Below are 21,296 nucleotides of genomic sequence, written 5' to 3' on the forward strand. Positions count from 1 at the left end.
TTTCAAGAAAATTTGTTAAGAATTTTAAAAAGTAAATATGTTGCAAAAAGCTTGATATCAGCGTTTTGTTAACGATAACAAAAACCTCGGGAAAATATTGTGCAAACTGTTACAAGAAAACCTTGCAAACATTTAAAGATGTGTTATACTCTTTTTGTAGAGCTGTAGCAATTAAATAGTTGGATATTTCTAAGGAGGTCTCTTGAATGGGAACTGCAACAAACGAACTTAAAAAAATGAACAATCTTGAAAAAAGCGCATGGGATGGATTTAAAGGTCACTTATGGAAAACTGAAATTAATACACGTGACTTTATCCAAGCAAATTACACACCTTATGAAGGCGATGCATCTTTCTTAGCTGACCCTACTGACGCAACTGACAAATTATGGGGCAGATTACAACAATTACAAAAACAAGAACGTGAAAATGGCGGCGTATTAGACATGGAAGCTGATGTTGTTTCAGCTGCAAATGCTTATGGTGCTGGTTACATTGATGAAGCTTTAAAAGACAAAGAAACAGTTGTTGGTTTACAAACTGACAAACCTTTAAAACGTGCATTTATGCCTTATGGTGGTATTAAAATGGCTGAAGAATCATTGAAAAGCTATGGCTATACTCCTAACCCTAAATATACTGAAATTTTTACAAAATACCATAAAACACATAACCAAGGTGTTTTTGATGTTTATACTCCAGAAATCAGAGCAGCTCGTCGTAATAAAATTATTACTGGCTTACCTGATACTTATGGTCGTGGACGTATCGTTGGTGACTATCGTCGTGTAGCATTATACGGAATTGATTACTTGATGGAACAAAAATTCCATGATCACGAAAATGTAACACATGGTCAATTCTCAGATGAAGATATTCGTCTAAGTGAAGAAATTACTGATCAATACAATGCGTTAAAACGTATGAAAGAAATGGCTGCAGCTTATGGCTACGATATTTCTCGTCCAGCTGAAAATGCTAAAGAAGCGGTTCAATGGACTTACTTTGGTTACTTAGCTGCAATCAAAGAACAAAATGGTGCGGCAATGTCAATTGGCCGAGTTTCAACTTTCTTGGATGTATATATCCAAAGAGATATCGAACGCGGATTAATGAATGAAGATCAAGCACAAGAATTAATTGACCATTTAGTAATGAAATTACGTATGGTGAAATTTGCTCGTATCCCTTCATACAATGAATTATTCTCTGGCGACCCAGTTTGGGCAACATTATCAATTGCTGGTATGGGTATGGACGGACGTACTTTAGTTACTAAAAACGATTTCCGTTTCTTACACACATTGGAAAACATGGGACCATCTCCAGAACCAAACTTGACTGTTCTTTATTCTTCACGTTTACCAGAAGGCTTTAAAGAATATGCAACTAAAGTTTCAATTGATACTTCTTCAATCCAATACGAAAACGATGATGTTATGCGTCCAGTATGGTTAGATGACTATGCAATTTGTTGCTGTGTGTCTGCCACTCAAACTGGTAAAGAAATGCAATTTTTCGGTGCTCGTGCTAACTTAGCAAAAGGTTTATTATATGCTATCAATGGCGGGGTTGATGAAAAATCTAAAACACAAGTAGGACCTGCTTATCAAGCAATCACTTCTGATGATGCTTTAGACTTTGATGAAGTAATGGCTAAATACGATGACATGATGGAATGGTTAGCTGGTATGTATGTAAATACTTTGAACATCATTCACTATATGCATGATCGCTATTTCTACGAAGCAGCTGAACTAGCTTTGATGGATACAAACTTAAAACGTACTTTCGCAACTGGTATCGCTGGATTCTCACACGTAGTAGACTCATTATCAGCAATTAAATACGCTAAAGTATATCCAGTTCGTGATGAAGATGGTATCGTTATTGACTACCGTACTGAAGGAGAATTCCCTAAATATGGTAACGACGATAGCCGTGCAGATGATTTAGCAGTTTGGTTACTTAAAACATTCATGGAAAAATTAGAACATTACAAAACTTACCGTGATTCTGAACCAACTACTTCAATCTTAACAATTACTTCAAACGTTGTTTACGGAAAAGCAACTGGTGCTTTACCTGATGGTCGTGCAGCTGGCGAACCTTTAGCTCCTGGTGCGAACCCATCTTACGGTGCGGAACAACATGGATTATTAGCTTCATTAAATTCATTAACTAAATTGCCTTACGAATATGCTTTAGACGGTATTTCAAATACTCAAAGTATCAATCCTGATGCTTTAGGTCATGATGAAGAAGAACGTATTACTAACTTGACAAGCGTATTAGATGGTTACTTTGACCAAGGCGCTCATCACTTAAACGTGAACGTATTTGGTAAAGAAAAATTAGTTGATGCAATGGAACACCCAGAAAAAGAAGAGTATGCAAACTTCACAATTCGTGTTTCTGGTTATGCTGTTAAATTTATCGACTTAACTCGTGAACAACAAATGGACGTTATTAGCCGGACTTTCCACGCTAAAATGTAATTTGGTTTCACAATAACTTTAAGCTACAAATGGGCGGATGGACGGAATGTCTATTCGCCTATTCATTTCTAAGGAGGAAAAATCTCATGACTACTGCAACTGAAACGGCTGTTTTAGGAAATGTTCACTCAATTGAAAGCTTTGGTTCTGTGGATGGACCTGGTGTACGTTTTATTGTCTTTTTACAAGGCTGTCAAATGCGTTGCCAATTTTGTCATAATCCAGATACTTGGAAAATTAATGACCCAAAGGCAAAAAAAAGAACAGCTGATGATGTATTGGATGAAGCCCTACATTATAAAAGCTATTGGGGAAAAAAAGGCGGTTTAACAGTCAGTGGCGGGGAACCTTTATTACAAATGGACTTTTTAATTGATTTATTTAAAAAGGCTAAGGAAAGAGGCGTAAACACCACCTTAGATACCTGTGGAAAACCATTTACGAGAGAAGAGCCATTTTTTTCTAAATTTGAAGAACTAATGAAATATACTGATTTAATCTTATTTGATGTGAAACATATTGATGAAAAGCAACATAAAATTCTAACCGGTCATAGTAATGAAAATATTTTGGGAATGGCTAGATATTTGTCTGAAATTAATAAGCCAGTTTGGATTCGCCATGTCCTAGTGCCAGAACGTAGTGACTATGATGAATTTTTAATTCGTTTAGATGAGTTTATCAAAACTCTGAACAATGTCGATAAAGTTGAAATTTTACCTTATCATACAATGGGTAAATATAAGTGGGAAGAATTAGGCTTTAAATATCCATTGGATGGGATTGAACCGCCAACTGATGACCGTGTTGAAAATGCCAAAAAATTATTGCATACGAGTGATTATAAAGGCTATTTGAACCGTTAATCTAAAAGAAAAGAGCAGGATTTTGTTGCTCTTTTCTTTTTTTTTGATATGATAAAAAAGAACTGATAAAAAGGAGCGATAAAATATGTCAAAAGTTTTAATTTTCGGACACCAAAATCCAGATACTGATGCTATTGGTGCTGCTTTAGCCTTTGCACATTTACAAAAAGAATTAGGTGTTGACGCGGAAGCAGTTGCGTTAGGCACACCAAATGAAGAAACTGAGTACGCGTTAAATCAATTTGGTTTGATTGCGCCACGAGTTGTTGAAAAAGTTGCTGGAGAAACGCAAGATGTCATGTTAGTTGACCATAACGAGTTTCAGCAAAGTGTTTCAGATATTGAAGAGGTGAATATTTTAGCGGTTGTTGACCATCACCGAATTGCTAACTTTCAAACAGCTAATCCTTTATACTACCGCGCCGAACCAGTCGGTTGTACTTCAACCATCGTATTGAAATTGTACAAAGAAAATAATGTGACCGTACCTAAAGAAATCGCTGGCATGATGCTTTCAGCAATTGTTTCAGATACTTTATTATTTAAATCTCCAACTTCAACTGAAGAAGATATGAAAGCCGCTAAAGAATTAGCAGCAATTGCTGATGTTGATTTAGAAAGTTATGGCTTAGAAATGTTAAAAGCTGGTACTAACTTAAGCACAAAAACTGAAGCAGAATTATTAGACTTAGATGCTAAAAGTTTCCCAATGGGAGACAAAACTATTCGAGTGGCACAAGTGAATACAGTAGATTTAGCAGAAGTTTTTGCTCGTCAAGAAGCATTGGAAGCAGCGATGATTGTCGAAAACACAAAAAATAAATATGATTTATTTGTTTTATTAGTAACGAATATTTTGAATTCTGATTCTGAGATCTTGATTGCCGGAGAGCCTAAAGAAAAAGTCGAAGTGGCTTTTAATACAAAATTAGAAAATAATCGAGCATTCCTACCAGGAGTTGTTTCTCGAAAAAAACAAGTTGTTCCCCAATTAACTGAAGCCTTTGAAAAATAATTTGACTTGGAGACTTTCATAAGAGAGTCTCCTTTTTTAGGAGTAAAAATGAAGATTATATCTAATGAAGAAAAACTAATAGAATATATAAAAAAACCAGAAATTATGACTCTACTTAATTATTTTGAAAAACAAGAAAATCCTGTGATCCTGCGAGAAATTAAAAATAATTTTCCTAGTATGCGGCATTTGGATCAATATTTAGATCGTTTGATTTCGTTTGAAATAATTTTTCGTAGAAATCGGCGCTATTATTTGCATATTCCTCAGTTAAAGGCGTATCCTTTGGTAGAAAGTTGGAACAAAATAAATCAATTGGCTGAAGAGACAGCAAAAGTAACGTTGATTTCTTTCTTAATCCAAAATTATTGGCAAGAAAAATATCCTGGCACTATAGCAGTTGATTTTAATTTGCCGGAGATAACGCAAATAGCAAATGAGGAATATCAACTGATAACAGTAAATGTGGAAAAAAGGAATGATTTTACAATTCCTAATTATTTTTCTTTTCAAACAGAAGATTATCCTGAATCATTTGAACAATTGGAAAAATTAATTGGTGATGTGAACCAAGAATTTTATTTTAATCAAGTTAGTACGGTTTTAGATTTTGTTTTGAAACAAAAGAAACCGCGGCGAGAAACTATTTATTCTCAAAGTTTAATTGTTACTGATTTGATTCAATTAGATCCAGTGCCCAAAATTTTAGTACCAGTTGTAGATGAAATTCCTGATTTACCAGAATTAGACGCTGAACTTAAAAAATTATCTGGGGATATTCGTTATTTTGCAATTCGTCGATTAATGAAAATACTAGTTCCAACATTAGGTTTTACTTATCTCATAAAGAAGGCGTAAATATGCAAAAAATTTTCAAGATATTAGTAGCAATTATTTCAGTTTTTAGTGTAACTGGAATGTTTTACTATTTTCAAATACGTTCAATAAATGGTGGCAACATATCTAAACAAAAAGGAATTAATTATAGTCAAACACCAACTGTTTTTATTCATGGCTATCAAGGAAATAGTTTTTCTTTTGGTCCGATGCTAAAAATTTTAAATGATGATCAATATGCGAAACGTGCTATGACAATTACAGTTGCTGAGGATGGTCAATTGACTGTAAAAGGGAATTTATCAAAGAAAGCAGATAATCCAACGATCATGTTACTTTTTTCAAATAATCGTGCTAGTGAGATTAAGCAAAGCCAGTGGATTTCTGATGCAATGCAATATTTATCCAAACAAGGCGTAAAAAAAGTGAATCTAGTTGCTCATTCAATGGGTGGTGTATCAGCTTTACGTTACCTTTTAGAATACGATCAAGGTCCTAAAGTAGAAAAGTTGGTGACGGTTGCTACGCCATATAATGATTTAGAAATCGCCGAAGATACTGATGAGGTATTTGCTGCAGAATTGACCGAGACGGGTCCTAGCCAAGAGACACCTATTTATCAATATTTTGACCAACAAATGAATAAATTGCCAAAAAACTTACAAGTTTTAAATATTGCTGGAAATAAAAAAGACGGGACTCAAAGTGATGGTGCGGTCTCACTGCATAGTGCATTTGCCTTACGCTATTTAATCTCGTCTCATGTAAAGAGTTATCAAGAATATACAATTACTGGTATTAAGGCAAGTCATTCTTGGATAACTAAAACAGCCGCATTTGAAAAAGAATTAATTAAATTTTTATGGCAAAAATGAGCTAGAGAATCTATCAAGGATTCTCTAGCTTTTTTCGTGTAAAATAACGATTGGTTTTTAATAGATGATGAAATGAAGTGTTTTTTTAGAAGAGAAAGTTTTCAATTCATTTTCATAAAGCTATTATTTTCTGCATATTTAAATCATTTTAGTAAAAAAAAACTATTTTAATTAGTATTTCGAGCGATCGTACGCATTTTTTTATGTTATTATAAAAGAAGAGAAAGTTAAAAAATAATGAAATAGAATTTTTATTTCAGATTTTTTTACAAGTATTTTTTGAGTAAAATAAGTAAATGAGGTGGCCTATGAAAGAGAAATCTGATGTTGAAGAAAAGCCGTTACTTGAAGCCAAACAGAATTTTTTGTCGGGGGAAAACTTTTATGCCCAACATTTTTTAGGCGCACACTTAAAAAATGATCAATACACATTTCGAGTATGGGCACCTAATGCACAAATGGTATTTTTGGTGGGTGACTTTAATGACTGGAATGATTCTATTCCTATGGAAAAAGATGCTTATGGTATTTGGGAAGTAACAACCGCTTTACCTAGTGAAGGTGATTTGTACAAATTCAAAGTTCGTCAAGCAAACGGTCGTGAGATTATGAAAATTGATCCTTTTGCAATCTTTTTTGAAAAAAGACCAGGTGATGCTGCAGTACTTCATACAGTACCTGAAAAAAAATGGAAAGATGGTCTTTGGCGCGGCAGAAACAAACGTGTAAATCATTTTAAACGACCAATGAATATCTATGAAGTTCATGCTAGCTCGTGGAAACATCACGAGGATGGTCAGCCGTATAATTTCGCTGAATTAACGGAAGAACTAGTGCCATATTTAGTGGAAATGAATTATACTCACGTGGAATTTATGCCATTGATGGAACATCCTTTAGGGATGAGCTGGGGTTATCAATTAATTGGTTATTTTGCATTAAGTTCATATTATGGTACACCAGAAGAATTCCAAAATTTTGTAGAAGCTTGTCATTTAAACAATATTGGCGTGCTAGTCGATTGGGTACCTGGGCATTTTTGTATTAATGATGATACATTGCCTTACTATGATGGAACGCCACAATTTGAATACCAGGATCCAGATCGGGCAAATAACGTTCGTTGGGGATCAATTAATTTTGATCTCGGCAAATCTGAAGTTCAAAGTTTCTTAATATCTAGTGCGATGTTTTGGATTGAGTTTTACCATATTGATGGTATTCGTGTAGATGCTGTTTCAAGCATGATTTATCGCGATTACGATGATGGTCCTTGGACACCCAATCATGAAGGCGGAAATCAAAATTTCGAAGGCTATTATTTCTTGCAAAAATTAAATGCAGTTATCAAATTAGCCCACCCAAATGTACTAATGATGGCTGAAGAAAGCTCTTCAGATACTCAAATTACTGGTTTAATTGAAACAGGTGCTTTAGGTTTCGATTACAAATGGAATATGGGGTGGATGAATGATATTTTACGCTTTTACGAAATGGATCCGCTATATCGTGGAGACAATTTTAATCTATTGACTTTTTCGTTTATGTACATGATGGATGAAAATTTCATTTTACCTTTGTCTCATGATGAAGTTGTTCATGGTAAGAAAAGTTTGATGCATAAAATGTGGGGAGATCGCTATAAGCAATTTGCTCAGCTGCGAAATTTGTTTACTTATTTTATGACTCATCCTGGGAAGAAGCTATTATTTATGGGTAGTGAATGGGGTCAATTTTTAGAATGGAAATATGATGAAGGCTTAGAATGGGTGGATTTAAAGGATTCTCTTAATCATTCCATGCAATTTTTCACTAGCCAGTTAAATCAGTTTTATAAAGACAATCCAGCGTTGTGGGAATTGGAAGAATCTTACGATACTATCGAGATTATTGACGCAGATAATACGAATGAAACAGTACTATCCTTTATCCGCAAAGGAAAACGTAAAAAGGACTTTTTAATTGTTATTTTAAATATGACTCCAGTAGAAAGACAAGGTTTTAGAATTGGCGTGCCTTATGCTGGCAGTTATGAAGAAGTTTGGAATACGGAAATGCTAGAGTTTGGTGGAACTTGGACGGAGCATAATCCAGTAGCAGAAAGTGATGAATATCATTTTAAAGATTATCAATCTTCAATTACTACGACGGTACCGGCTTTGGGGGCATTGATTTTAAAACCGTTAAAAGTAAATACACGGACAAAAAAATAAAAAAGGGGGATGGTGAAAGCTAATTTTTTCACCAACAAAGATTATGAAAACAGAAATCTTAGCAATGATCTTAGCCGGGGGAAAAGGCTCAAGATTAGGGAAATTGACACAACATATTGCAAAACCCGCTGTTCCGTTTGGTGGAAGGTATCGGATTATTGATTTTACTTTAAGTAATTGCGTGAATTCAGGAATAAATAATGTTGGTGTCGTGACACAATATCAACCACTTGCTTTAAATAGTCATATTGGGAATGGTTCAAGTTGGGGATTTGATGGACTGAATTCAGGGGTCACTATCTTACAACCATTTTCTAGTAATGACGGTAGTAAATGGTTTGAAGGTACTGCTCATGCAATCTATCAGAATATGGATTACATTGATCAAATGGATCCACAGTATGTCTTGATTTTATCAGGAGATCACATTTACAAAATGGATTATGAAGCAATGCTTGATGTGCATAAAGAAAATAATGCATCTTTATCTGTTGCCGTTATAGAAGTACCTATGGAAGAAGCTTCTCGTTTTGGAATTATGAATACAGATGAAAATAATCGAATTATTGAATTTGAAGAAAAACCAGAAGAACCAAAAAGTAATCTTGCATCGATGGGGATTTATATTTTCAACTGGTCTCGTTTACGAGATATGCTACTAAATAGTTACCAAAAAGATGATCATATGCTTGATTTTGGGAAACATGTTATTCCTGCTTATCTTGAATCTGGTGAAAATGTTTTTGCTTATCGATTCCAAGGTTACTGGAAAGATGTTGGTACAATTGATTCATTATGGGAATCAAATATGGAATTTATAGATCCTAATCACAGCTTAAATATTCGCGATAAAAATTGGCGAGTTCTAGCTAAAAATACAGTTTCACCACCGCATTTCTTAACTGAAACAGCCTTGGTTAAAGATTCTTTGATAGTCGACGGTTGTTATGTCGCAGGTGAAGTTGATCACAGTATCTTATCAAATGATGTTCAAGTAAAAGAAGGCGCTGTGATAAAGGATAGTTTTATTATGCCGGGAGCTACAATTGGTCGAAATGTAAAAATGAATCGTGCGATTGTTGGCGAAAAAGCTATTATTGGTGACAATGCAGTAATTGATGGGACAGATGAGATTGCTATAGTTGGCTATTCTGAAGTGATTGGAGTGAATGTTGATGAGAGCGAATAAAATAGCGGCGATTATTAGCGGCGTATATGAAAGCAAAGAATTACTACCTTTAACTGAAAATCGACCTTTATCTACTTTACCTTTTGATTGTAAATATCGTATTTTAGATTTTAGTCTTTCAAATGCTGTAAATGCCAATATTAAACAAGTTTATATGATCTTTAATCAGCATCAGACTAAGTCAGTATTTGATCATATTGGTGGAGGACGAGAATGGCATCTTGATAGTGTTGATAGCCGTTTTTTCATTAATTTTTATCAAGAATATTTACAGAAAAAAGCAGAAGGTTTACCATATTATGATGATGCGATTGATTTTTTAAATAAATCTAAGTCAGAGTACACTGTATTTATGGGTAACAGAATGCTGTGTAATATTGATATTGAATCTGTTTTGAAAATTCATCAACAAAAAGATGTCGACTTAACAGTGGTGTATAAAAAAATGTCGAAAGAATATATTTCTGCAAAAGACGTTATCTTAAAAATCGATGATGGACACGTTATTGGTTATGATCGTTTTGAAAATAATAGATTGGAAGATGAATTGCATAATTTGTCCATGACAATTTTTATCTGCCGAACAGATTGGTTGATCCGACAATTTCAAGAGGGTCAGCTAAATAATTCACCGGCTTCTATGCAAGAATTTTTAATGGATCGGATGAATCAAGTACGAACATCTGCATATGAATATACAGGATTTTTAAGTAATATTTTTGATGTCAAATCTTATTATGATGCGAATATGGCAATGCTAGATTCAAAAAAATTCAATTCATTGCTATACACTAGTCAAAAAATTTATACAAAGTTAAAAAATGAAGTTGCAACTTATTATGCGCCGACTTCAGTTGTTAATAATAGTCAGTTTGCAACGGGCTGTATTATTGAAGGAAAAGTTGAAAACTCGTTATTTTCAAGAAAAACCTTTGTCGCAAAAGATGCCGAAGTGTATGATAGTATTGTAATGGCCAATGTGAAAATTCAAGAAAATGCTTTCATAAAAAATGCAATCGTTGATAAAAATGTCATCATTGAGCCAGGTGTGAAGATTATCGGAACAGCTGAAAAACCAGTTGTTGTGAGGAAAAATGCCCATGTCTTAAACGATATCTATGGAGGCGAACATTGATGAAAGTTTTATTTGCGGCAGCTGAATGTGCTCCCTTTTTTAAATCAGGTGGATTAGGCGATGTAGCCGGTGCTTTACCGAAGGAATTAAAGAAAAAAGGGGTCGATATTAAAGTTGTGTTGCCGTTTTTTACTAAGATGGCTGAAAAATATCAAGATCAACTAGAAGATTTGCTTCATTTTGATGTATATGTTGGTTGGCGTAAACAATACTGCGGGGTAAAATATTTACAATTAAATGGAATAGATTATTACTTTCTTGATAATCTCTATTATTTCAATCGTGAAGAATTGTACGGATATTACGATGATGGTGAACGCTTTGCCTTTTTCCAATTAGCTTTGATTGAGATGATGGAAAAAATTAATTTCATTCCTGATGTTCTCCATGTGAATGATTATCATACCGCAATGGTGCCTTTCTTGTTAAAGGAAAAATATAATTGGATTTCGGCCTTCTCTGATATTCGCATCATTTTAACGATACACAATATCGAATTTCAAGGTCAGTTTGATAAACAAATTTTAGTCGACCTATTTGGGATGGGAACAGAACGTTATGATGACGGTACAATCAAATTCAATGATTGTTTGAATTTTATGAAAGCAGGAATTTTATATGCTGATCGAGTGACAACAGTTAGTCCATCTTACGCTAATGAAATCAAAACACCACAATTTTCATCAGGTTTAGATGTCATTTTACAGATGGAAAGTGGTAAATTAAGTGGCATATTAAATGGAATTGATACGGAGGTCTTTAATCCTGAAACGGATCCCGCAATCTTTGAAAAATTCAATATCGAAAATTTAGCTGAAAAGAAAAAGAATAAAACTGATTTACAAAAAGTAATGGGTCTGCCCATTCGTGAAGACGTCCCATTGATTGGTGTGGTCAGTCGTTTGACATATCAAAAAGGTTTCCATTTGGTTTTACAAGAATTAGAAAATTTACTTCAATTTGACGTGCAATTTGTATTAATTGGTACAGGTGATCCGAATTTCGAAGCTGGTTTTAGCTATATTGGTAGCAAGTATCCAGAAAAAGCTAGCATTAATATTGCTTTTGATGTGAACTTGGCGCAAAAAGTTTATGCCGGAGCAGATATGTTTTTAATGCCATCAGCTTTTGAGCCATGTGGATTATCACAAATGATTTCCATGCGTTATGGCACTTTGCCGATTGTTCATGAAGTAGGTGGATTAAAAGATACCGTAATCCCTTATAATCCAATCACTCAAGCAGGCACTGGATTTGGTTTTAATATTTTTGAATCCTATATTTTGATGAATACTTGTAAGCAAGCAATAGCTTTGTACCAAGATGAACCTGATATTTGGCAAAAATTGATGGTTAATGGTATGAAAACAGACTTTAGTTGGGACTTGTCTAGTCAGAAATATTTGGCATTGTATCAAGGCATGCAATAATTAATAAAACCAGAGTCTGCGGTTTACCGTGAGATTTTGGTTTTTCTTATAAATTCGTGAAGGTTGTGATAATTAATGAACAAAAAAGAATTTAAGGCAATATTTAAAAAGCGTTTAGCAGAAAAATACGCAATGGAAGTAGAGGATGCTACTGCTACAGAACTTTATCAAACGCTAGGTTCAATTATTACTGATAGTTATTCGCCGGATTGGTATCAAACTTGGCAAGATTATCGTAAACAAAAACAAAAACAGGTTTATTATTTCTCAATTGAATTTTTACCTGGGCAGATGTTAAAAAGTAATTTATTAAATATGGGTTGGTTAGATATTGTTGAAGACGCCTTAGCAGATATGAATATTGATTTAGCTGATTTGGCTGCTGTTGAACCAGATATGGCACTAGGAAATGGTGGACTAGGTCGGTTGGCCTCATGCTTTATGGATTCAATTGCTTCTCGTGGATTGCCAGGAAATGGTAATGGAATCCGTTATCAATATGGTTTATTTAAACAAAAATTTGTTGACGGTTATCAAGTAGAGCTACCAGACGAATGGTTAAATCAAGGGAATTTATGGGAAGTTCGCAAAGAAAGTAAAGCAGTTAATGTTCATTTTGGCGGACATGTTTGGATGAAAAAAATGCTAGATGGTAATTTAAAACCAGTTTACGAAGGTGGCTCTAAAGTTCGGGCAGTCCCTTATGATACTGGTATGGTCGGATATCAGAATCAAACGGTTAATACGATGCGCTTATGGTCGGTGGAAATTCCTGAAGAAGAGGAAGATCGTTATCGTAGTGTAGAAGAAAGACGCGCAGTTGAAGATTTAACCTCTGTATTGTATCCAGATGATTCTAATGAAGAAGGTCGAAATCTAAGATTAAGACAAGAATATTTCTTTGTTTCGGCTGGACTGCAAAGTATTTTACGTCATTATCTTCAATTACATGAACCAATTGATAAAATTAATCAATATGTGGCGATCCATATTAATGATACCCATCCAGCTATGTGTGTGGCAGAATTTATGCGTCTATTAGTTGATGAGCAAAATGTTCCTTGGGAAAAAGCTTGGGATTTAACAATTAAAGTGATGAGTTATACTAATCATACAATTATGGCTGAGGCTTTAGAAAAATGGTCAGTCGGTATGATGAAGGCTGTTTGTCCCCGAATCTATCAAATCATTGAAGAAATTGATCGTCGTTTCGTCGTAGAGACATCTTGGGTTCATGGTGAAGAATTAGTCAGTCGCACACGTATTATCCAAAATGATCAAGTTCATATGGCTCATTTAGCAATTATTGGTTCTCATTCAACTAACGGAGTGGCAAAACTCCATTCTGATTTGTTAAAATCTGTTGTGCTCCATGATTTTTATATTTTATATCCAGATCGTTTTAATAATAAAACTAATGGAATCGCACAACGTCGCTGGTCACAAATTGCTAACCCTAACATGAGTCGGGTTTTAGATAAGACTATTGGCACTTCTTGGCGTCAAAATTCTAATGATTTAAGATTACTGTTGAATTATCAGGATGATGATACTGCTTTGGATGCTTTAGCGGTTGCTAAACGAGAAAATAAAATTGAATTTGCTAATTATATTAAAGAGACAACCGGAATTACGGTGTCACCAGACGCGATTTTTGATGTACAAATAAAACGTCTGCATGCATATAAACGACAATTATTAAACTTGATGCATATTTTAAATATGTACTTTGATTTGAAAAATGATCCTACATTGGAAATTCCTGCCCGTGTATTTATTTTTGGAGCAAAAGCTGCGCCAAGTTATCATTATGCAAAAGCAATTATTAAGGTCATAAATGAAGTAGCAAAATTGATCAATAATGATCCAGCAATCAATGATAAAATAAAAATCGTCTTTTTAGAAAATTACAAAGTTTCTTTAGCTGAAAAAATTATTCCAGCAGCTGATGTTAGCGAACAAATTTCTCTCGCATCAAAAGAAGCTTCAGGAACTTCAAATATGAAACTGATGCTAAATGGTGCGGTCACAATTGCTACACTAGATGGGGCGAATGTGGAAATTAGAAATTTTGTCGGTGATGACAATATTGCTATTTTTGGCTTAACCGAGGAAGAAGTTTATCGTTATTACCAAGACAATAGTTATAATGCCGGTGATATTTATAATCAAAATGAAAAAATTCACCGGGTAGTCAATGCTTTTGTGGATGGTACCATTCCAAACATTTTATTTGAAGGACAAGAAATTTATGATTCGTTAATTAAATATAACGATGAATACTTTGTTTTACGAGATTTTGATTCTTATTTAGCTGCTCAAAAGACGATTGAGGTTGCTTATTTAGACACAAGACGCTGGCGTCAAGTGAGTTTACAGAACATTGCCAATGCTGGAAGTTTCTCAGCAGATGACACGGTTCAAAAATATGCGGACGACATTTGGCAGATTGAGCCATTATTTAGTCACAATGATGAACGAGGTACAACCCATGGTCAATATTTATTATAATGCTTGGCAGGAAAAGTATAAGCAGCCTTTTGGTGCGATTCCGATCAAACAAACAGTTCATTTCAACATCAACGTATCTGACTTTGCTAAAGCAAAAGTATATTTGGTGATTCGTGAAGAGGATAGTGCTAAGGGTGCAGAAACTTTCATGATGAATCAATTGGAAGAGGATTTGTTTCATTTTTGTTATCGTCTTGGTGAACAGGCTGGTTTGTATTTTTATTATTTCAAAATTGATTTGATCAATGAAAATAATCAAGTATCTACCTATTATTGTAGTTATGGCGAAGATGGTGGTGCAGGAAAAATTTATGATTCAAAAAATCAGATGCCAGAGTATCAACTGACTTGTTATGAGACAGCTGAGATTGCACCTGATTGGTATCAACAGGCAGTTTTTTATCAGATTTTTCCTGATCGTTTTAATAACGGTAATGAAAATGGCCAAGTAAATGCGCCTAAAAAAAATAGTTTTATATATGGAACTAAAGAAGATACGCCGATGTATATTCGAAATGAAAAAAATGAAATTTTAAGATGGGATTTCTACGGCGGTAACTTAAAAGGTATCCAAGCAAAAATTCCTTATTTACTGGAGTTAGGAATTAACGCTTTATATTTAAATCCGATTTTCGAAGCAACTAGTAATCACCGTTATGACACGAATGATTATTTTAAAATTGATCCAATGTTAGGAACAGAAAAAGATTTTGTGGAATTATTAGATGCTTTACATCAAGTCGGAATCCATATTATTTTAGATGGTGTCTTTTCCCATGTTGGTCGCAATAGCCGTTACTTTAATCAAGCCGGCATCTATGGTGAAGAAGTCGGTGCTAGCAGAAATCAACAAAGCCCTTATTATTCTTGGTTCCAATTTACTAAATATCCTGACGAATATCGTTCGTGGTGGGGTGTGGCAGATTTGCCGGAAGTAAATAAAGAAAATCCTAGTTTTCAGTCCTTTATTTATGGACCAAAGGGAGTCATAGATAAATGGACAGCGCTAGGTGTAGATGGTTGGCGTTTGGATGTTGCTGATGAATTAACGGATGATTTTATCGGCGGAATACGCCAACGCTTGAATACATTTAAAAATAAAATATTGATCGGTGAAGTCTGGGAAGATGCTTCTAACAAGATTGCTTATGAAAAAAGAAGGAAATATTTATTTGGTAATCATTTACAGTCAGTGATGAATTATCCTTTACGTCAACAGATTCTAGATATTTTAACAATGCAAAAAAAGATGAGTCAAATTACTAAGGAAATGGTAGAAATTCAAGCCAACTATCCGAAAGATTTTTACTACAATCAATTAAATAACCTTGGGACACATGATACAGAACGAATTTTTACAATGTTGAATCAATCAGAAGATGATTTAGATGTCGCCTGGGGATTATTATTCATGATGCCCGGTATCCCTTGTGTTTATTATGGTGATGAAGCTGGAGTAACCGGTGGAACAGATCCTGACAATCGAAAATATTTCCCATGGAATCACGTGAATCCAACGATTTATCAAGATTGTCATAAATGGATCAAACGCAGAAAGACACATAGCTCTCTTATGAATGGTGAATTCTATCCATTTTATACTGAAACAGAAGATGTCTTTGGTGTATTGCGTTTTAATCAAGAAGAATATAGTGCGTATATTGTGAATCGCGGAGAAAACGACAAGGTTCTGAGATTGGCTGATTTGATTAATCCACGCCAGTTTAATGGTAATTTGTCAATTCTAGAAAAATTATTTTCAGAAAAAGTAATTGAAGGTCATGCAAATTTATTTTTATCGATAAGAATATAAGATATTTTCTCTAATTTGTGCTAGAATTTAAGTACAAAATAAGATAGGATGAATGGCTATGAGTGATCAATCATTTGACGGAAAACGAGCACGTTTTCCTGCTTACGACGATGAATTAGGTGTAAAATTGCATAGTGAAAGCACAAAGGATAAATTTGAAGGTGGAATTAATTTAATTACTGATTTTCGTTTAGACGAGAAAACAGTATTTGAAAGAGAAATTAGCCGACCAACCAAAAGACGTCCCGTTCACACTGATGATAAACCAAAAAGAGAATTGGCAAAACATCGTCAAAATTTACCAGACTATGGTCCTATTGGAAGCGATCTGAAAAAACCTCGTTCACTTTTTGAAGAGGTACCAGAGAAGAATGACCATAAACTACGTTTCAAACCAGAGCAAAAAAATCTAGCGCAATTTGAGCCAACTTATGTTCCAGCTTCTTTGATTCCAGATGAGCCTGAAGATAAAATTTCTCAGAGAGAACTGTTAAATAGTATGTTAAAGGATCCAGAAAACTATATTTTATTAGCAGAAGATCGAGAAGTTCCTAACCAACCTTCGATCAAAAAGAATCAAATCCGAAAAGGTGGCCGCTTAGATCGTTCATTGCGAGGTATTTTACAAGAAGATAGTGATGCAGTTGAAAATACAAAATATTTTAAAGAATAAGAGCGGGAAATCGCCGCTCTTTTTTGAGGTGATAAGATGCAAAATCCATTTGAAGAAAAAATCAAACAACTGCGATCAGGTGAAATTGCCCAATTAGAAGTGAAACATGACGACTTTTTTATGTTTCGTGAAGCTTGGCAGCAACAAGAAGATCGGAAATTTTTCCGGGGCATTGCTGATTTGAATGGTAATATTATTTATGTCTATGATACAACTATAGTATAAAATAATGCGGTGGTGTTGGAATTGGTAGACAAGCAAGACTAAGGATCTTGTGGGCTTTGGCCCGTGTGAGTTCGAGTCTCATTCGCCGCACTAAAAAACACATTAGTAACATTGTTAAAGCAATGTTGCTAATGTGTTTTTTTTATTCTTTTCATGGAAAATCTGCGGAAAGATTTTTAAAGTACTGCTTTAATATTTAAAAATCATCCCAGCCATCATTATCAATTTCCTTATGATCATTCAATTCACGCTCTCTTTTTTCAAGCGCGATTCTTTTTGCTCGTAATTCTAATTGTCTTTCGCGTTCAGCAAGCTCAGCTTCTTCTGCGGCATGCTGTTTTCTTTGCCTCATCTTTGGAATATAGATAATTAGTCCAATGATGACTGCAATGATTAAAATAAATAACAAGTAAGGTGCAATCGTAATGAAGATTGAGCATAAAAATAGAAAGCCAATAACACTCCAACAACCGCAACCAGATTCTTCGGTAACAACATATTTTTTCCCCATCATTAAACTCCTTATAAAAATTTATTATGATACCAACCTTTATAAGTTATTATACTATTATCAACAATTCACTTAAAGAAGAAAATAAACACATCGAGAACTAATTTATAATAAAAAAGCTAGTAGATGATCATCTACTAGTTTTACCAAGTAAAGAAATCTTGTGGTGTAGTGGAATCTAAATACTCAATCAGTGCTTTTAACTCAAATAGTTTTCGCTGGCTACTTTCAATTGGAGTTAATTTTTGGTCTGAAAATTCTTCTAAGGAATACTGGATTACAAACGAGTCACGATCGGGAATAAAGACAACATAGCCAGGCATTAAGTAAGTTTTTTCTTGGTATTGAGCAAAAAAAGAATTACTTAAATCAAAATTTCCGTCTTGTACAAAGTGAAAATCCTCAGATAAAGGAACAGACCAACTCTTTAATGGTTGCCAAATAAACTCTTTTTCTCCAGTTAATTTCAAAATTTGATTGATTGTTAGGGTCATTTTTTCACTTTCCTTCTTGTTTATAGTTAATTTTATTTAATTGTTACAAAAATTCGAAATCTATCTGAAAAAGTATAGCACGAGCGCTGGGAGGGACAAAATAATTGAACCGATTACAATAAGTTAAATCAAAGGATTCTTGTCACTATCATTTCTTTAGGATAAAATAAAGAAAATGCGAATTTGCATATTTGGAGGAAATCATGGTAACGATTGGTGAAGCATTAAAGGAATTCCGTAAAGAGCGTGGTTTTACTCAAAAAGAGTTGTCACAGGATATCTGCTCGCAAAGTGTTTTAAGCCGCATCGAAAATGATGAAGAAATTCCTAATATTTTAGTTATTTCTCAATTAAGTCAACGTTTGGGTATCAGTGTGAATCAATTAATTGGTGACTTATTGCCTGAAGAATTACTGTTACGCAAATATTTTAATAAAATGTTTATGTATTTAAGGCAACAAGGCTATTTAGAAATCGAAGGTATTTTGGCTTTTTTAGAGGCTAGAAAGACGATTTATTTAGATAAGGATTTACAGTTACTATATTATTTTAAAGGTATTTGCAGTTATTATATTGATAATGATCCGAAAAAAGCATTAGAAAAAATCAAAAAAGGTTTGTCAGTTTTTTTTACCCATAAATCACAGGGCTATTTTGATCAAAAAATATTGTTATTATGCTTTGCTGGTAAGATGCAACAAATTCTTGGAAACTTTAGTGAAGCGGAACGTTTATATAGTGAAAGTTTTCAATTATATAAAACAATGATGGCAGATTATTCAGAGCGACTTGAGTTAGTCAATATTTTTACTAATTATGGAAACTTTCTGTTTGATAAAAAAAATCTTGATAAAGCGGAAAAGGTAATTGATGCAGGCTTAACCTGGAGTAAAAATCAACACAGCTATTATCAGTTGGCAGAAATGTTGACCTTAAAAATAAAAATATTGGATACCCGTGGTTTAACTAAAGAGAGTGAATATTTTAAAAAGATTTTGGCAAATATGAATTAATTCCAAGAATGGTGTAGACCATTCTTGACTTTTTTTTTCGGCTGGAGTATTTTTATTGAAAAGAGAGGAAGTTTGAAGATGAAAACATATATTTATGCTGACAAATTCTTTTTAAATTCTGGAGTGAAACCAGCAGGTTATTTAGAAATTACTGATGGCTTTTTTGGTAACTTTAGTCAAGAATTACCAGAAAAAGATGCAAAAGTAATTGACCAATCAGGCAAATGGATTGCACCAGGTTTAGTAGATACCCATATTCATGGTTATTTAAATCATGATGTTATGGATAATGATGCGGACGGTTTAAAAATCATGTCAGAAGCATTACTTTCTTGTGGCGTAACAAGTTTCTTGCCAACGACTTTAACTTCAACTAAAGAACGTTTAAAAGATGTAGCAGAAACGATTGGTAAAGTTCACGAAGATGTGCCTGGAGCAAAAATTCAAGGAATTTACTTCGAAGGACCATTTTTTACGGAAGAACATAAAGGTGCACAAAATCCCAGCTATTTTGGGGATCCAGATCTGCAAACATTTAATGAATGGCAAGAAGCTTCTGGTGGATTAATTAAAAAAATTGCTTTGGCTCCTGAACGTAAAGGCGTGAAAGAATTTGTTTCGGCTGTAACTGATGAAGGTGTAGTCGTTTCTTTAGGTCATTCCAATGCCACTTTAGAACAAGCACAAGAAGCCGTGGAAGCTGGAGCAAGTGTTTTTGTTCATGCATATAACGGTATGCGTGGTTTAGATCATCGTGAACCAGGAATGGTTGGTGCTTTAATGACTTTGGAGCATGTTTTTTCTGAATTGATTTGTGATGGTCACCATGTCCATCCGCAAGCAGCAGATTTATTGATGGAAAAAGTGGGTCATGACCATGTAGCTTTAATCACTGATTGTATGATGGCTGGCGGTATGCCAGATGGTAATTATAATTTAGGTGAGTTTCCTGTAGTGGTTAAAGATGGGACAGCGCGTTTAGACTCTGGCAATCTAGCTGGTAGCATTTTGAAATTAAAAGAAGCAATTAAAAATGTAGTCGAATGGAATATTGCGACGCCCGAAGAAGCAGTTATGATGGCTAGTTATGTACCTGCCGTTAGCTGTAAAATTGACGACCAATGCGGTATGATTAAAAAAGGACGTGCAGCTGATTTTATCGTTTTGGAACCTACGATGGATTTAGTTGCAACTTATTTAGATGGTGTAGAACGTTATCACGTATAGAAATTTTAAAACCTAGCCAATTTTGGTTAGGTTTTTTTTATGTTAAACTATCAAAAGGAGGGGAAAGTTATGGCTTATATAGATGTGATTGATGAAAGTAAACATTATAAAATGGGAGAAACGATTATTTCTGCCAATGATAAAATAAATTTTTCGATTGAACAAGGGGAAGTAGCAGTTATTCTTGGCCCAAGTGGTGCTGGGAAATCAACTGTCTTAAACATTTTAGGTGGTATGGATACTTGTGATGAGGGCCAAGTAATTATTGATGGTACAGATATCGCTACTTTTAATAATCAACAATTAACAACTTATCGACGTAATGATGTCGGTTTTGTTTTCCAATTTTATAATTTAGTTCCAAATTTGACGGCTAAAGAAAATGTTGAACTGGCTGCTCAGATTGTTCCTGACGCAATCGATGCGGCTGAAGTTTTGTCTTCAGTGGGATTGTCTGGTCGTTTGGATAATTTTCCTGCTCAACTATCTGGTGGAGAGCAACAACGGGTGACGATTGCTCGTGCCCTAGCTAAAAAACCTAAATTATTGCTATGTGATGAACCAACCGGGGCCTTAGATTATGAAACGGGAAAGCAAATTTTAAAAATTTTGCAAGATACTTCGAAGGAATTAGGAACGACAGTAGTCATAATTACCCATAATTCAGCGGTAGCACCGATGGCAGATCGGGTTATTCGGATTAATGATGCAAAAGTTCGTAGTGTTGAACTAAACGAAAATCCTCAATCAATTGAAGAAATTCAATGGTAG

At 34.3% G+C, this 21,296-nt stretch carries 18 protein-coding genes and 1 tRNA gene; 17 read left to right on the forward strand and 2 right to left on the reverse strand.

All coding sequences use genetic code 11. The annotated features are described in order from the left end of the window. Positions 1-206: 206 nt before the first annotated feature. The 14 genes from pflB (at position 207) to KUA55_RS05245 (ending at position 17,370) form a co-directional block, all read left to right on the forward strand. Positions 207-2,498, forward strand: coding sequence for a formate C-acetyltransferase (gene pflB / locus KUA55_RS05180; protein ID WP_218325118.1), 2,292 nt, complete (start codon positions 207-209; stop codon positions 2,496-2,498). An 86-nt stretch (positions 2,499-2,584) separates the two neighbouring features. Further along, positions 2,585-3,364: a pyruvate formate-lyase-activating protein gene (gene pflA / locus KUA55_RS05185; RefSeq protein ID WP_218325119.1), complete on the forward strand. Its 780-nt coding sequence runs from the start codon at positions 2,585-2,587 to the stop codon at positions 3,362-3,364. An 85-nt stretch (positions 3,365-3,449) separates the two neighbouring features. Further along, on the forward strand, positions 3,450-4,379 hold the full coding sequence (locus KUA55_RS05190) for a manganese-dependent inorganic pyrophosphatase (protein ID WP_218325120.1): 930 nt from the start codon (positions 3,450-3,452) through the stop codon (positions 4,377-4,379). Positions 4,380-4,427: 48 nt separating this feature from the next. Then, positions 4,428-5,237 carry a DUF1803 domain-containing protein gene (locus KUA55_RS05195; protein WP_218325121.1) on the forward strand — a complete coding sequence of 270 codons (810 nt, stop codon included), beginning with the start codon at positions 4,428-4,430 and terminating at the stop codon, positions 5,235-5,237. Between the two features lie 2 nt (positions 5,238-5,239). After that, complete coding sequence (locus KUA55_RS05200) at positions 5,240-6,091, forward strand: alpha/beta fold hydrolase (RefSeq protein ID WP_218325122.1); 852 nt, start codon at positions 5,240-5,242, stop codon at positions 6,089-6,091. Positions 6,092-6,399: 308 nt separating this feature from the next. Beyond that, positions 6,400-8,304 (forward strand): 1,4-alpha-glucan branching protein GlgB, encoded by a 1,905-nt coding sequence (glgB, locus tag KUA55_RS05205; RefSeq protein WP_218325123.1) that lies wholly within the window; start codon positions 6,400-6,402, stop codon positions 8,302-8,304. Between the two features lie 43 nt (positions 8,305-8,347). Then, positions 8,348-9,493 (forward strand): glucose-1-phosphate adenylyltransferase, encoded by a 1,146-nt coding sequence (locus tag KUA55_RS05210; protein ID WP_218325124.1) that lies wholly within the window; start codon positions 8,348-8,350, stop codon positions 9,491-9,493. Continuing rightward, a complete protein-coding gene (glgD, locus tag KUA55_RS05215) occupies positions 9,480-10,628 on the forward strand; it encodes a glucose-1-phosphate adenylyltransferase subunit GlgD (protein ID WP_218325125.1) in 1,149 nt (382 codons plus the stop codon). The genes KUA55_RS05210 and glgD overlap by 14 nt, the downstream gene beginning before the upstream one ends. Further along, positions 10,628-12,058 carry a glycogen synthase GlgA gene (gene glgA / locus KUA55_RS05220; RefSeq protein ID WP_218325126.1) on the forward strand — a complete coding sequence of 477 codons (1,431 nt, stop codon included), beginning with the start codon at positions 10,628-10,630 and terminating at the stop codon, positions 12,056-12,058. Before glgD ends, glgA begins: the two co-directional genes overlap by 1 nt. Before the next feature lie 75 nt (positions 12,059-12,133). Then, positions 12,134-14,569 carry a glycogen/starch/alpha-glucan phosphorylase gene (locus KUA55_RS05225; protein ID WP_218325127.1) on the forward strand — a complete coding sequence of 812 codons (2,436 nt, stop codon included), beginning with the start codon at positions 12,134-12,136 and terminating at the stop codon, positions 14,567-14,569. Further along, on the forward strand, positions 14,550-16,382 hold the full coding sequence (locus tag KUA55_RS05230; protein ID WP_218325128.1) for a glycoside hydrolase family 13 protein: 1,833 nt from the start codon (positions 14,550-14,552) through the stop codon (positions 16,380-16,382). Before KUA55_RS05225 ends, KUA55_RS05230 begins: the two co-directional genes overlap by 20 nt. Positions 16,383-16,440: 58 nt before the next feature. Beyond that, positions 16,441-17,055, forward strand: coding sequence for a hypothetical protein (locus KUA55_RS05235; RefSeq protein WP_218325129.1), 615 nt, complete (start codon positions 16,441-16,443; stop codon positions 17,053-17,055). Between the two features lie 36 nt (positions 17,056-17,091). Further along, positions 17,092-17,280 (forward strand): hypothetical protein, encoded by a 189-nt coding sequence (locus KUA55_RS05240; RefSeq protein ID WP_218325130.1) that lies wholly within the window; start codon positions 17,092-17,094, stop codon positions 17,278-17,280. A 6-nt stretch (positions 17,281-17,286) separates the two neighbouring features. Beyond that, positions 17,287-17,370, forward strand: a tRNA-Leu gene (locus KUA55_RS05245). 106 nt (positions 17,371-17,476) lie between these two features. On the opposite strand, the gene KUA55_RS05250 is transcribed toward KUA55_RS05245, so the two are convergent. Both KUA55_RS05250 and KUA55_RS05255 read right to left on the reverse strand, forming a co-directional pair. Next, on the reverse strand, positions 17,477-17,791 hold the full coding sequence (locus KUA55_RS05250; protein ID WP_218325131.1) for a hypothetical protein: 315 nt from the start codon (positions 17,789-17,791) through the stop codon (positions 17,477-17,479). 143 nt (positions 17,792-17,934) lie between these two features. Next, positions 17,935-18,285: a hypothetical protein gene (locus KUA55_RS05255; RefSeq protein WP_218325132.1), complete on the reverse strand. Its 351-nt coding sequence runs from the start codon at positions 18,283-18,285 to the stop codon at positions 17,935-17,937. Positions 18,286-18,488: 203 nt separating this feature from the next. On the opposite strand from KUA55_RS05255, the gene KUA55_RS05260 reads away from it, so the two are divergent. From KUA55_RS05260 to KUA55_RS05270, 3 genes are all read left to right on the forward strand, one after another. Beyond that, entirely contained in the window at positions 18,489-19,298 is an 810-nt protein-coding gene (locus KUA55_RS05260; RefSeq protein ID WP_218325133.1) for a helix-turn-helix domain-containing protein, read from the forward strand. Positions 19,299-19,376: 78 nt separating this feature from the next. Beyond that, positions 19,377-20,525, forward strand: coding sequence for an N-acetylglucosamine-6-phosphate deacetylase (nagA, locus tag KUA55_RS05265; RefSeq protein WP_218325134.1), 1,149 nt, complete (start codon positions 19,377-19,379; stop codon positions 20,523-20,525). A gap of 69 nt (positions 20,526-20,594) precedes the next feature. Continuing rightward, entirely contained in the window at positions 20,595-21,296 is a 702-nt protein-coding gene (locus tag KUA55_RS05270; protein ID WP_218325135.1) for an ABC transporter ATP-binding protein, read from the forward strand.

Origin of the sequence: Enterococcus alishanensis (assembly GCF_019218635.1) — a bacterium.
Classification (GTDB): Bacteria; Bacillota; Bacilli; order Lactobacillales; family Enterococcaceae; genus Enterococcus_A; species Enterococcus_A alishanensis.

Excerpts from the sequence above, each read along its gene's own strand:
- pflB (WP_218325118.1), top strand. The coding sequence starts at position 207 with ATGGGAACTGCAACAAACGAACTTAAAAAAATGAACAATCTTGAAAAA.
- pflA (WP_218325119.1), top strand. The coding sequence starts at position 2,585 with ATGACTACTGCAACTGAAACGGCTGTTTTAGGAAATGTTCACTCAATT.
- KUA55_RS05190 (WP_218325120.1), top strand. The coding sequence starts at position 3,450 with ATGTCAAAAGTTTTAATTTTCGGACACCAAAATCCAGATACTGATGCT.
- KUA55_RS05195 (WP_218325121.1), top strand. The coding sequence starts at position 4,428 with ATGAAGATTATATCTAATGAAGAAAAACTAATAGAATATATAAAAAAA.
- KUA55_RS05200 (WP_218325122.1), top strand. The coding sequence starts at position 5,240 with ATGCAAAAAATTTTCAAGATATTAGTAGCAATTATTTCAGTTTTTAGT.
- glgB (WP_218325123.1), top strand. The coding sequence starts at position 6,400 with ATGAAAGAGAAATCTGATGTTGAAGAAAAGCCGTTACTTGAAGCCAAA.
- KUA55_RS05210 (WP_218325124.1), top strand. The coding sequence starts at position 8,348 with ATGAAAACAGAAATCTTAGCAATGATCTTAGCCGGGGGAAAAGGCTCA.
- glgD (WP_218325125.1), top strand. The coding sequence starts at position 9,480 with ATGAGAGCGAATAAAATAGCGGCGATTATTAGCGGCGTATATGAAAGC.
- glgA (WP_218325126.1), top strand. The coding sequence starts at position 10,628 with ATGAAAGTTTTATTTGCGGCAGCTGAATGTGCTCCCTTTTTTAAATCA.
- KUA55_RS05225 (WP_218325127.1), top strand. The coding sequence starts at position 12,134 with ATGAACAAAAAAGAATTTAAGGCAATATTTAAAAAGCGTTTAGCAGAA.
- KUA55_RS05230 (WP_218325128.1), top strand. The coding sequence starts at position 14,550 with ATGGTCAATATTTATTATAATGCTTGGCAGGAAAAGTATAAGCAGCCT.
- KUA55_RS05235 (WP_218325129.1), top strand. The coding sequence starts at position 16,441 with ATGAGTGATCAATCATTTGACGGAAAACGAGCACGTTTTCCTGCTTAC.
- KUA55_RS05240 (WP_218325130.1), top strand. The coding sequence starts at position 17,092 with ATGCAAAATCCATTTGAAGAAAAAATCAAACAACTGCGATCAGGTGAA.
- KUA55_RS05250 (WP_218325131.1), bottom strand. The coding sequence starts at position 17,791 with ATGGGGAAAAAATATGTTGTTACCGAAGAATCTGGTTGCGGTTGTTGG.
- KUA55_RS05255 (WP_218325132.1), bottom strand. The coding sequence starts at position 18,285 with ATGACCCTAACAATCAATCAAATTTTGAAATTAACTGGAGAAAAAGAG.
- KUA55_RS05260 (WP_218325133.1), top strand. The coding sequence starts at position 18,489 with ATGGTAACGATTGGTGAAGCATTAAAGGAATTCCGTAAAGAGCGTGGT.
- nagA (WP_218325134.1), top strand. The coding sequence starts at position 19,377 with ATGAAAACATATATTTATGCTGACAAATTCTTTTTAAATTCTGGAGTG.
- KUA55_RS05270 (WP_218325135.1), top strand. The coding sequence starts at position 20,595 with ATGGCTTATATAGATGTGATTGATGAAAGTAAACATTATAAAATGGGA.